Raw genomic sequence first — 12,659 nt, forward strand, 5'->3', positions numbered from 1 at the left:
CAATCTAATTTAAGCTTTTAAATGCCTTGGTCGGAAACCCATAGCCAACAGTCCAACAAGGTAGGCAACGACACCAACGACACATAAGCCAACCACTTCTGCAATACGTAGCCATTGAGAAATATCGCCTTGGTACCAAGTTAAGCCATACCAAAGCGCAGCAATCATGGCGATATTAGCAACCGCATATTGCAATGCCAGTTTTTTCCAATGCGCCCCAAAGCGATAGATATTACGTTTATGCAGATAGAAATAAAGCATACCCGCATTCACCAAAGCCGAGCCTGAAGACGCCAGTGCGAGCGCCATATGCTCAGCATGCCAATCGATTAACTTAAAGAAGCCAATAAAGACTACGTTTAGAATGGCATTGGCTGCCACCGCCATTAAGCCGACACGAACCGGGGTTTTGGTATCTTGTTGTGCATAGAAGCCTGGCGCAAATACTTTGATCAACATAAATGAAATCACACCTGCACTCATACATTGCAGGGCCAATGCCGTCATTCGTGTATCTTCCACGGTAAATTCACCACGTTGGAATAGTGCTTGAATAATCGGTGTCGACAACATAAATAACGCAATGCTTGCTGGGATACCGACCAGCATAATAATCTTCGCAGCCCAATCTATCATGCCTCTAAATTTGGCTTGATCCTGCTCTGCATGACGCGCAGACAGCGAAGGTAAAATTACCGTACCAATTGCCACACCAATTAAACCCAACGGTAGTTCAGTCATCCGTTCAGCACTATAGAGCCATGACACCGAGCCATCTTGCATAAATGATGCCCAGATTGTATTGAGCAATAAGTTAATCTGAGTCACTGATACCCCAAACAAAGCAGGCAGCATCAGTTTTAAAATACGATCCACACCTTCGTGTTTGAAGTCCACTTTAGGTGGAATCAATAAGTTCTTTTTCCATAATTCAGGGATCTGGATCGCCAACTGTAAAACACCCGCAGCAACTACAGCCCAACCCAAAGCCATGATTGGCTCTGCCATATATGGTGTCAACCACCACGCCCCTGCAATCATTGCGACATTGAGTAATACAGGAGAGAATGCAGGTGAAGCAAATGAACCATAGCTGTTTAAGATACTACTGGCAAAGGCCGTCAATGACATGAACATCAAATAGGGAATAGTCAGGCGGAACATGTCCACAGCAAGATCGAATTTCTCTGGATCGTTATGGAACCCGGGCGCATACAGATAAATAATCGCTGGGGCAGCCACCATAGCAACAAAGGTCAATAAGGACATGGCCGTGAGCAAACAGCCAAACACCCGACTAATTAAAATCTGGACTTCGGTATGGGCGCGGCTGGTCTTATATTCAGTCAGGACAGGAATAAAGGCCTGAGAAAAAGCCCCTTCCGCAAATAGACGCCGGAAAAAGTTGGGAATACGAAAGGCAACAACGAAGGTATCGAAGTCCTTGCCTGCACCAAATACATTGAGTAGCACCACATCACGTACTAAACCCAATACTCGAGATAACATCGTCATTGCACTGACAATTACAGTCGATCGCCACAATGCCATCGCATTCACCTACGGCTTATCTTTTAAAAAGCGTTATTGTAATGAAAGTCCAAATAGATTTCGTTATGAAATCTTAAATCTGGTCATATTTTTAGCGTGTTTTTTGTTTAGACAGCAAATTTCGAAATAATTGCCAATCAAAGTGTTCACCTGGATCGGTTTTACGTTTTGGCGCAATGTCGGAATGACCTGCAATATGATGCTGAATCTTCGGATAGGCCTGCTGCAAGGTACGGACCACTTCAACTAAAGCTTGATATTGTTCAGGCTCAAAAGGTAAATCATCACTACCTTCCAACTCAATCCCAATCGAATAATCATTACATTCTTTTTGTGCAAGGTAACTGGAACGACCAGCATGCCACGAACGGTCATTAAAATTCACAAATTGAATCACTTCGCCGCTACGCAAAATCAGCAAATGCGCAGAAACCTGCATCCCCTCAATGGTTTGGAAATAAGGATGTACAGACCAATCCAATTGATTCTGAAAAAATTGCTGAATATAGCCTCCGCCAAACTGTGAGGGTGGCAAACTAATATTATGAATAACGATCAATTGGATCTCGGTATCGACAGGGCGCGCATTAAAATTAGGGGAGGCAATTTGAGTTGCACCCTCTAAGATCCCATCTTGTACTTGAGCAAATCTAGCGTGTTGCATTAGGACTCGAATCAGCAGTTTAATATTTATCTTGCCCATTCTGACATGCTTTATCACGAATAATCGAGATGAAATACTTATTTTTTATGAATAGAGTATTAGGGTCTATTGACAGTTCACAGATGCTTGCGACAGAGAATATTTTTAGACGATACAAGGCATGACTTGCGAAATTTAGTCATTCTAAATGAGCCAAGTCATAACGCAGGAGCGGCAAAAAATATGCCTGTCCCGAAGGGTTATGACTAAAACCTCCATAAACAGCGTTATGAAACTTGACAAGGGTGGCGCCATTGCCTACATTTCATGCCTTGTTTATGTCGTTTTAGCCAATAACGCACTGCATGGTTGAAATGTTAATAGACCCTATTATAACGCACACGTTTTTTAGTCAAACATACACTGGAACTGGTATGAGTATCCCTCAATCTTTGCTTGAACAATCTATTCAAATCAATATTCAACAAGCATTACAAGAAGATATTGGGGACGGCGATATTACCGCCATGCTCACACCTGAAGATGAACAAGCCACTGCAACCATTATTACACGTGAAGATATGGTGTTGGCAGGTCAGCCTTGGGTCAATGCGTTAATTCAAGCCTACGACAGCTCTGTTCAAATCACATGGCTCAAGCAAGAAGGCGAACATGTTGCAGCAAATGAAGCCTTTTTAAAACTGGCGGGTTCAGCGCGTAGTTTACTCACCGTAGAGCGCCCTGCTTTGAACTTTGTGCAAACCCTTTCAGCAGTGGCAACCAAAACGGCTAGCTATGTCCAACAGCTTGATGGATTACACACCAAACTACTCGATACCCGTAAAACATTACCCGGCTTACGTATTGCACAAAAATACGCGGTTGCTGTCGGCGGTGGTCAAAATCATCGTTTAGGTTTATTTGATGCATTTTTGATTAAAGAAAATCACATCATGGCAGCGGGTGGAATTGCCCAAGCAATTGCCAAGGCACATACCATTGCACCAGGTAAACCTGTAGAGGTTGAAGTTGAGACATGGGATGAACTCAATCAAGCACTTGAAGCAGGTGCTGATATTGTGATGCTGGATAATTTTAGTCAGCAACAAATGATTGATGCGGTCAAACACGTGGGTGGCCGTTGTAAATTAGAGGCCTCTGGCAATATTACCATTGAGAATTTACGTGAAGTGGCAAGCACTGGCGTGGACTACATTTCAATGGGCGTATTGACTAAAGATGTACGCGCAATTGATTTATCCATGCGTTTTAACGCTTAAGCCTGATCAATATCTTTTTCTTGCTTTACAGACTGTTGTTGAGCAACAGTCTCTGTCTGAATCGGTTGCGTCGTTCCGACTCGCTCACTCCACGCTGATTTGGCTTCGGTCGAATCAGTTGGACGAGGGTCAGCCGCCATTAATACAAAAGTCACTGCGGTCAGTAAAACCAAAAATACTTGTAGCATCCTTATTTCCCCTTAAACTTGTTTCTTTCAATTTTGCTCAATTTATCAAATTAAAATGAGTCAAATCAGTGGGCTGTGTTACAGGCATGTAAACTCTCGGTAATGTTGTGTTGACGATGATAGTTTTATGTCTGCTTTCATTTCCATCTGTGTAAGCTTAAAATGCTAAACAGCTCAATTTATTAAAATAATAAGTATGGATACCGTATTCGAAGCCATATTTCATATGCTGTTTAAGCTGTTCCGTTTTCTAATCATTGACCTGATTTTTGAGATTATTTTTGAAGGTGTAATTCGTAGCCTTGGCTATGGAGTTGTACGTTGCTATCGGCTTGGACAACGAGTAGATTTTGACAGTACTGAAGTATTTGTCGTCGGTTTTATCACGCTGCTCATATTGATATTTCTATGTATCTACTGGTTTCTACTACGATAATCTTCAACCTATAAAAAGCAGCCTAAGATTTACTTAGACTGCTTTAGGCTCATTTCAAACAACCTTAATTTCCTGAAAAGCCCATATACGGATCAGAAATTGAGTCTTCATTGGTTTCAATACGTCCAGCAAAGCGACGGCTATAGCTCGGATCATTTTCAATCGTGACGGTAAAATCGTACCAACCACCAAACTCAGTCATGTCCCAACTCAATTCTTTTTCAGTCGCAGCCGTTTCAATTTGCCAGCTCTTATTCGGTAGGTAGGCATTGGCTTTGACCACCAGTTTTATAGGTTGGGTAGCATCATTGCGGACTTTTAGGAAAATCTTTGGATCACACTCTTCCATACAGACACGAACTTCTGGAAGGGCTTGAATTTGTGCTAGCTGAGCCAAATTTCCCTTAAAACCGCGATGAAAACCATTTGGCCCCAATACCCATAAATCATATTGATTGTCTTTGCTTTGCCAAACATCATCCAGTTGCTTACCTGCTTCCACCATATAACGGCGTGGAACTGCTTCTAAATTCAATTTGTCATAGACATGAAACACGGCTGCATGTGTGCCCGTATTTGAGAACATCAATTTCACAGTTTTAGCCACGGCATCGACTTTGGCACTGCTATGCAAGACATAAGGCAGTGCACGCGATGGACGAATCCCCATGTCCTGCACTGGATCGGTCTGACTGAGCGGACGGCTGACCTGAGATAAACTCTCCTGTGCTTTACGAATCGCATCGGCCTCAGCTTTGCTCTTCTTACCAGATAAATCTGGCATAGGGAGTAAATTAGGGGTTTTAAAATTAAATGCCGAGGTTAAATCACCACAGACTGCACGACGGTACGGACTGATATTCGGCTCTTTCACATCAAAACATTGTTCCAAGAAACGAATTACTGAAGAGTGATCAAACACTTGGGAATTGACCCAACCACCACGACTCCATGGTGAAATGATATACATCGGCACACGAATCCCCGGCCCATAGACCCCGACCCCATTACTCACTTTTGGATCGGTGAAATTAGGCTGCCCATTCGACGCTTTAGCATGCGTTGCATACTCATACGACATCTGTTCTTTGCTGAGCGTCGATTTGCCATATACCGTGCCTGAAGCATCCATTGAAGGTGCACTTGGTGAAGGCACATGGTCAAAGAAACCATCATTTTCGTCAAAATTGATCAAGAAAACGGTTTGGCTCCACAGCTCAGGACGCTCTGTGAGTGCATTGAGAACTTCTTGGATATACCATGCTCCCTGTACTGGGCTTGATGGCCCTGGATGCTCACTATAGGTTGCGGGTGCGACCAACCAACTCACTTGCGGTAATTGCCCTTTAGCAATGTCTTCTTTAAATGACCCTAAGAAACCACCATCTGGCATGGTGTTGGCAATGCCTTTATACAAAGGTTGACTGGCATCAATTGCTGGATCATAAGCTGGGCAAATGGTGCTGTTATTGACTGGTTTTCCTGATAACTCATTGGCACGACGATACTTTTTAAATCCCGCTAATGGATTATCAGTAAAGTTATCAGGCATGTTTTGATAAACTTTCCAGCTTACGCCTGCTTGCTGTAAACGCTCAGGATAGGTGGTCCAGTCATAGCCTGTGGTCGATGGGCCAATGGCATCTAAATCATTCACCACACTGGCAACATTGGCACCTGTTGGACCATTGGTTCCTGTCCAGATAAACATACGATTTGAGTTAGTGCCCGTGTGCATCGCGCAGTGGTAAGCATCACATAGGGTAAAGGCATTGGCTAAAGCAAACTGAAATTCAACTTCTTGTTGCTTGTAATAGCCCATCGATTGCGGTTGCTTGTATTGAACCCAACTACCCATACGACCATGATCCCAAGCATATTGCCCATCGGTCCATGAGTGTGGTGTACCGCTGACACGCTGTGCATTACCACGGCTGCTGTCTAAGTGATACGGATAGACCTTATTCTTATTGGCATCATACTGTTCCCAGACTTTACGACCTTGACTTAAAGGAATGGTAAAGCGGTCACCGAAACCACGTACACCTTTTAGCGTGCCAAAATAATTATCAAAAGAACGATTTTCTTGGGTCAAAATCACCACATGTTTAACGTCTTTGATGGTGCCTGTTTCTACCTTAGCATCAATCGCAAGTGCCTTTTGAATACTCATTGGGAAACTGGTGAGTGCTGCTGTACCAAACAAGGCTTTGGTTGAATTTAATAAAAAATCACGACGATTCATTGGTTTATTTCCTTATTATTATTGTTTATGGTGCGCAGTGAATTTTGCAGGTAGATGTAGGCGGCTTTGGACTTGGTATAGGATTATTATTGTTATCGCCATCACTGTCGTTACAGGCACTGAGTAACAAGCAACTGCTGCTGAGCAACGCTAAAAGGAAATTTCGCATTTGACTATCCGTTAAATATCAGTGCAGATAGTCAATACAATCTAAATGACAGTTCAATGATGATTTGATCGCAATTCGATGACAAAACTGGATAAAAAAAGGCGGTCTAAAAAAACCAGACCGCCCGCACTATCAACTGGAGTTTACCAACCGAGTGCCTGCTGTTGCTTCTGAATCAATTCCGCGATTCCTTTTTCTGCAAGCTCTAACATGGCATTGCACTGCTGGCGCGTAAACGGTTTGTCTTCTGCCGTTCCTTGAATTTCAATAAATTCGCCAGCCTGTGTCATCACCACGTTTAAATCGGTTTGGCAATTTGAATCTTCTTCGTAACATAAATCGAGTAAAACTTCGTCTTGATACATCCCGACTGAAATTGCTGCGACTAAGCTTTTTAATGGATCCTGTTTAATTTTCTTGTTGCTGAGTAATACGTTCATCGCATCAACCAAAGCCACTGCTGCGCCGGTAATTGCTGCTGTACGTGTTCCGCCATCCGCTTGAATCACATCACAGTCAATCGTAATGGTGTTCTCGCCTAATTTCTTCAAATCCACCATGGCACGTAAGCTACGACCAATTAAACGTTGGATTTCTTGGGTACGACCCGTTTGCTTACCGCGTGCCGCTTCACGATCACTGCGAGTATGCGTTGAGCGAGGTAACATGCCATATTCAGCCGTTACCCAACCTTGACCTTGACCTTTCAAGAAACGAGGTACTGAGTTCTCAATGCTTGCGGTACACAACACTTTAGTATGACCAAACTCAACCAAAACTGAGCCTTCTGCGTAACGAGTAAAGTTACGGGTAATTTTGACCTCACGTAATTGGTCTAATGTTCTTTGGTCAATACGCATAACGATTCCTTAAAACTATGGCACAAATATCATTGCGCCATAGTATATCTCAATTACACGTGCTTCCAGTTTTACTTATTCGTTACAATTCACAGAATTAGTCTTCACTTAAGCAAACTTAAACTTCGATTTGAGATTCGTCCAAGTTTGAGCCACTTGTGCAGCCATATCATTTGGCAAAGAACATCTTGCTAAACGAACCCAAACCGTCCAGAACTGCTTCATAAAGTTGGCTTCGTTGTAGTTCACGCCATATTCAGCACATAAAGCTCTGATTTGTGGTGCAACTTGCTCATAACGATTGGCAGGCATATCTGGGAACAAATGATGCTCAATTTGATGGCTCAAATTACCACTCATAAAGTGCATCCATTTACCGCCAGTAAAGTTACTCGAACCACGAATCTGACGGAGATACCACTGTGCTTTGGTCTCATTCTCAGTATTGTCTGCTTCAAAGGTTTCCGCATCTTCAGTAAAGTGACCATTAAAAATCACGGCTGACGACCATAAATTACGCATGATGTTTGCAACTGCATTTCCAGCCAATACTGGAATAAAGTTAATCGTTGCAATTGCAGGGAAAAACACATAGTCCTTTAACACCTGACGCGTCGCTTTTTTACGGAAATCAGATGCATCTGCCCAAACCTGTTTCCAAGTTTTGGTTTTATAGACCAACGCATCTTCCAAATGCAGGTTTTGTACCCCGACATACCATTGGAAAAAGAACATCAACTGTAAAGCCAACGGAATATTGGCCAAATGACGCACTTCCCATTTTTGATCTTCTGTCACTCGTAAAATGCCATAACCGACATCATGGTCTTTACCGACAATATTGGTATAAGTGTGATGCATATAATTATGGGTATAGCGCCAGTCATTGCCTGAACAGGTATTATCCCAATCGTAGTCTTCGCCACGCAAGCTTGGGTCATTCAACCAGTCAAACTGACCATGCATCACATTATGTCCAAGCTCCATGTTCTCTACGATTTTAGACACACCCAGCATGGCGGTCCCCAGCAACCATACAGGTGGGATCCAGCCACCGAACATCAACATGCCGCGTGAGGCGATTTCGGTATAACGTACGAAGTTACGCACTTTATAGATATATTTTGAATCCTGCTCACCGAGATTTTGCATCACATCTAGACGTATTTGCTCGACACGGCGACCAAACTCTTCGACTTGTTCAGGGGTTAAATGTGCTGACTTTGATACGGTTTTAAATTCTAATGCCATATTCATTGTACTAATCCTCAAATATCTTTGTTTTTATAGGTCAATCGTGACTGGGCTTAAGGCCTGGCTCACACATAACTTGATTGGACGATTCGGTTGATCATCAATTTCGCCTGTGACCACGTTCTGCGTCACACCACTGACTTTGGTACAGCTACAGCGGTTACAGACACCCATACGGCAACCATGTTGTGGACGTAAACCTGCTTGTTCTGCACTACTTAACAGATTGGTCGTTGCAATAAAATTCTGTTGCGCACGACGGAAACTAATGGGTTGAGCTGCACTTGAATGTTCAATCTGGATCGGTTGGAAAAACTCTTGATGGAAATTTCCAGCCGCATCCTGTTGCGTATAAATGTCTTGCGCTTGGCGCATCATGCTGTGGTGACCACACGCATAAGCCTGCATCTCTTTAAAATTTGGAACTAATTTCTCTAACAATGCTGCATCTAAATGCTGTTTTTGCTCTGCGGTATTAAAGAAATGATAGTGCAACTGTGGATATTGCTCAGCCAATGCCAAAATGTCCTGATGCAACACTTCTGCACGGTTAAAATAAACCACATGAACCTGTTCAAGCTGCTGTTGTAGCGCTTGTTGCAATAAAGAATAAATCGCGGTAATACCTGAACCTGAAGCAATCAGTAATGCAGGTTGCTGCCCTTGATGTAAGACGAAGTCACCTTGTGCCTGTGAGATCTCGAAACGATCGCCTACACACAATTGTTGTGCTGCTTTCGATACCACACCTTGAACTTTAATCCCAAGACGAATTTCGCCCTGTGGTGTGACATCAATAATTGAGTAACTACGTTGTTGATATACCCCATTGATCATCAAGGTAATCAAAACACTATGACCTGCTTGGACTTGGCTAAAATCAAAATTATGATTTGGCTTTACAGTCAATAACACCATATCCGAGCTAAGTGGCTGTACGGCGGTCACTTCTGCAAGAATGCGTTTCCAAGCAAAGGTTGGCTTTATTTTTTGCAAAATAAAATCAACAAAATCTTCTCGAATCCAATGTGGCTGATAACTTAACTCTGCGTTCATACGTTCCTCGTTTTGTATCTGGCTATTTATTTTGAGTGAACAAATGTTCGTGTAGTGAACATGTGTACACTATATTTATTTGTGCTCACTGAGTCAACACTTGTTCACTAATTTTTTGAATATTTTTTATACTTTTTAATAAGCCATTTAAAATAAGGAAAAAAATTAAAATTTGCTCAGGCTTTGAACTCATATATAGCAAGCGTTGATCAGTGAAAGATCAAAAACATTGGCATTTAGCAATGGACAAGGACTAAAAAGTTTCTGTTTTTTTTGCTAGACTCTGCTGTACGGTTTCAACGAGTCTTATTCATGTCGATTAGAGATGAACGAAAACAACAGAGTCGGCAGGCTCTACTAGATGCAGCACTTCATCTCAGCACTGCTGGGCGCTCATTTAGTAGTATTAGCTTGCGTGAAGTTGCTCGCGAGGTTGGTTTAGTCCCAACAGCGTTTTATCGTCATTTCCAAGATATGGACACACTGGGCCAAGAACTGGTTGATCAAGTCTCTTTGCATTTAAAAAGCTTGATCCATCAATTAGGACAAAGCTATTTGAAACACAGTGGCAGTGCCAAAACCCGCACCAGTATTGAACTTTTTGTACAGGCAGTGAATCATAGCCCGCAACAATGGCAATTTATGATTGCAGAACGTTGGGGTGGCTCAGAAACAGTCCGCATTGCGATTGCACGTGAAATTGAGTTTCTGATTGAAGACCTCGCCATTGATCTATGCAAACTCGAAACCTTCAAACACATTAAAGAAGCCAAAGACTTGCAAGTCTTATCTACGATTTTGATTAATATGTCGTTTACGTGGGCAATGACGTGGATCAATTTACCAAAACAATTCACGATTGATCATCTACTCGAACAACAGAACCTATTTATCGACAATGCAGCGACTCAAGTCCGTTTACTCTTCAGTGGCATCTCCAACTGGGAACCACAAAACGCTTGACCTGATCCAAACCAAAGTTTGATATATAAAAGCATTGCTTAGCGTTATGATGCATTAGACACTAATGCAAACGCAGTCTAGAACACTATGAGGAGCTTATAAGCATCATGAATCCTGATCGTCATACTCAGTTCTTAATTCGTAAAGAAAAAATTTTGCAGGTTGCGGAAAAGCTATTATTAGAAAACAACCAAGAAATGACCTTAGATGAACTGGTTGCGGAACTGGATATTGCCAAAGGTACGCTATACAAACATTTCCGTAGCAAGAATGAACTGTTGCTGGAATTGATTATTCAAAATGAAAAAGAAATTTTAAAAATTTCAGATAAATACAATACCGATGTCAAAGAATACGCACCGCGTTATATGCTTTATCACCTAACCTCACCTAGTCGTACCATTCTACTGCATCAGCTAGAAGAACATCTGACCATGACTGAGTCGAAGTTAAAACATTTGTTTGATGAGCTGTATGCGATTCGCCAGCAACGCATTGTTTCATTGAAAGATATGACTGAAAAATATTTAAAATCACAGAATTATGATATGTCGATTCGTGATTACCTATCTTATATCTGGTCACTGACCTACGGTGCAGCATTATTATTAAACTCAAGCTATTACCAACGCTCGATTGGTTCACGTGAGAAGTTGATTAATCTTTATGTGAATCAGGCTTTGTCTCTACCGACACAGAAAGTTCAGATTGATATGAATGATTTTTTATAAAAATCAATTTCATATAAAATTTTTTACACAGTTAGCTAAAAATACTCAGTGAGATACTAAACTTCATTGAGTAATCTCAAGCTGCTCTAAAAACATATCTGAATTGAAACCAAATCTTATTTTTATCTGCTTACATTCTATAAAGTTTTCATTTATCTCTTTAAAATCCATTTTCTGCCTTTTTAGGAGATTCGTTATCTGATATTTAGAAAAATTAGATATATTCTCATTCCATAATATTAGTTCATGGGTAGGCTTAATAATTACACTACTTACTATTGAAATATCAGTAAGATTATCAACGTCTTCAGTATAAAATCCTATCAATAAGCCTTGATAAAAAAGAAAATTTTCTAAATTTCCACCCATCCAATCTTCATAATACAATTCCGTACCAAATAACTTTTTTATATTTGCGGCACTAGTTCCCAAAATGATAGGGCCAACTCCGTGGAACGGACTAATCACGAACCTCATTATTTTATTTACACTCGACCTTTCAAGAGAATGCCCACCAAAAGAGTATGACATTCTCTATTTTAAAATGCGTAAATTATTTTGCTTTACGCTCTTTTTCTAACAAGTAATCAACCACTTGAGTCACTTTACCATCTTCACCTTGAACCACATATTTACCATTCACGACTACGGCAGGAACACCCGTCAACTGGTACTGCTGCGCTAACTTATTCGACTCAGCAATTTTTGCCGTAATTGGGAATGAGTTAAACATGCTGTTAAATTTCTGCTCAGGTACACCATAACGCGCAAAGAATTTTGCTTGAGAGGCTTGGTCAAAGATTTGCTGACCGCCATCATGAATGGCATGGAACAATGGAATATGGGTTTTCTTGCGTACACCCAGTGCTTCTGAAACGTAATAACCACGTGCACCTTGCTCCCAGACTTTATTCATCGCCGCAGGGGTACGTAAGAAATAAACGTCTTTTGGAATTTGCTTTAACCATGTTTGCATATGTGGTTCAAGCTTGAAGCAGTGCGGGCAGCCATACCAGAAGAACTCACGTACTTCGAGCTGTCCAGCAGGTGCTGAAGTTTTGCCTGGGTTGGCAATCACGGTATAGTCTTTACCGGCCACAAAATCTGCTGCCATCGCATTCATTGAGAATGCCAACGCAACTGCACTTAAACCACCTAATACTAACTTTTTCATTGGCTTTGCTTTTCCTCTAAGCATTTTTCGTAAGTTTATATGCTAAATATAAAACAAACACGAGCAATTCGTTTTGCTTCTGTGAAGTTTTTTATTGGATTTATCGCTT

Annotated in this window: 13 protein-coding genes; 4 read left to right on the forward strand and 9 right to left on the reverse strand. The window is 41.6% G+C overall.

Features of this window, described 5'->3' with window-relative positions:
* Positions 1-9: 9 nt before the first annotated feature.
* Both murJ and ampD read right to left on the reverse strand, forming a co-directional pair.
* Positions 10-1,560 (reverse strand): murein biosynthesis integral membrane protein MurJ, encoded by a 1,551-nt coding sequence (gene murJ / locus F896_RS02390; RefSeq protein ID WP_171069725.1) that lies wholly within the window; start codon positions 1,558-1,560, stop codon positions 10-12.
* A gap of 82 nt (positions 1,561-1,642) precedes the next feature.
* Positions 1,643-2,215 carry a 1,6-anhydro-N-acetylmuramyl-L-alanine amidase AmpD gene (gene ampD, locus F896_RS02385; RefSeq protein ID WP_016164932.1) on the reverse strand — a complete coding sequence of 191 codons (573 nt, stop codon included), beginning with the start codon at positions 2,213-2,215 and terminating at the stop codon, positions 1,643-1,645.
* A 413-nt stretch (positions 2,216-2,628) separates the two neighbouring features.
* Here ampD and nadC point away from each other — a divergent pair, with 413 nt between their 5' ends.
* Positions 2,629-3,474: a carboxylating nicotinate-nucleotide diphosphorylase gene (gene nadC, locus F896_RS02380; protein WP_016164933.1), complete on the forward strand. Its 846-nt coding sequence runs from the start codon at positions 2,629-2,631 to the stop codon at positions 3,472-3,474.
* On the opposite strand, the gene F896_RS02375 is transcribed toward nadC, so the two are convergent.
* Entirely contained in the window at positions 3,471-3,662 is a 192-nt protein-coding gene (locus F896_RS02375; RefSeq protein ID WP_016164934.1) for an ABZJ_00068 family colistin stress protein, read from the reverse strand. The two genes, nadC and F896_RS02375, sit on opposite strands and share 4 nt — an antisense overlap.
* Positions 3,663-3,858: 196 nt before the next feature.
* On the opposite strand from F896_RS02375, the gene F896_RS21410 reads away from it, so the two are divergent.
* Positions 3,859-4,098, forward strand: coding sequence for a hypothetical protein (locus F896_RS21410; protein WP_016164935.1), 240 nt, complete (start codon positions 3,859-3,861; stop codon positions 4,096-4,098).
* 64 nt (positions 4,099-4,162) lie between these two features.
* Here the strand turns inward: F896_RS21410 and F896_RS02370 are convergent, their stop codons facing one another.
* The 4 genes from F896_RS02370 to F896_RS02355 form a co-directional block, all read right to left on the reverse strand.
* The gene (locus tag F896_RS02370) at positions 4,163-6,343 is read right to left on the reverse strand and encodes a phosphocholine-specific phospholipase C (RefSeq protein WP_016164936.1); all 2,181 of its coding nucleotides are present in this window, start codon (positions 6,341-6,343) and stop codon (positions 4,163-4,165) included.
* Between the two features lie 312 nt (positions 6,344-6,655).
* Positions 6,656-7,372, reverse strand: a complete 717-nt coding sequence (gene rph / locus F896_RS02365; protein WP_004801766.1) for a ribonuclease PH — start codon at positions 7,370-7,372, stop codon at positions 6,656-6,658.
* Positions 7,373-7,480: 108 nt separating this feature from the next.
* Positions 7,481-8,623: a fatty acid desaturase family protein gene (locus tag F896_RS02360; RefSeq protein ID WP_171069729.1), complete on the reverse strand. Its 1,143-nt coding sequence runs from the start codon at positions 8,621-8,623 to the stop codon at positions 7,481-7,483.
* Positions 8,624-8,656: 33 nt separating this feature from the next.
* Positions 8,657-9,682 carry a flavin reductase family protein gene (locus F896_RS02355; protein ID WP_016164938.1) on the reverse strand — a complete coding sequence of 342 codons (1,026 nt, stop codon included), beginning with the start codon at positions 9,680-9,682 and terminating at the stop codon, positions 8,657-8,659.
* A gap of 312 nt (positions 9,683-9,994) precedes the next feature.
* On the opposite strand from F896_RS02355, the gene F896_RS02350 reads away from it, so the two are divergent.
* Both F896_RS02350 and F896_RS02345 read left to right on the forward strand, forming a co-directional pair.
* Complete coding sequence (locus tag F896_RS02350; protein ID WP_004801762.1) at positions 9,995-10,645, forward strand: TetR family transcriptional regulator; 651 nt, start codon at positions 9,995-9,997, stop codon at positions 10,643-10,645.
* Positions 10,646-10,752: 107 nt separating this feature from the next.
* Entirely contained in the window at positions 10,753-11,376 is a 624-nt protein-coding gene (locus F896_RS02345; RefSeq protein WP_016164939.1) for a TetR/AcrR family transcriptional regulator, read from the forward strand.
* 63 nt (positions 11,377-11,439) lie between these two features.
* On the opposite strand, the gene F896_RS02340 is transcribed toward F896_RS02345, so the two are convergent.
* Together F896_RS02340 and F896_RS02335 are read right to left on the reverse strand one after the other, a co-directional pair.
* The gene (locus F896_RS02340; RefSeq protein ID WP_155765794.1) at positions 11,440-11,844 is read right to left on the reverse strand and encodes a hypothetical protein; all 405 of its coding nucleotides are present in this window, start codon (positions 11,842-11,844) and stop codon (positions 11,440-11,442) included.
* Positions 11,845-11,929: 85 nt separating this feature from the next.
* The gene (locus tag F896_RS02335; RefSeq protein WP_004801760.1) at positions 11,930-12,550 is read right to left on the reverse strand and encodes a thiol:disulfide interchange protein DsbA/DsbL; all 621 of its coding nucleotides are present in this window, start codon (positions 12,548-12,550) and stop codon (positions 11,930-11,932) included.
* Positions 12,551-12,659 lie beyond the last annotated feature (109 nt).

Source organism: Acinetobacter genomosp. 15BJ (assembly GCF_000400715.1).
In the GTDB taxonomy this organism is placed as follows: Bacteria; Pseudomonadota; Gammaproteobacteria; order Pseudomonadales; family Moraxellaceae; genus Acinetobacter.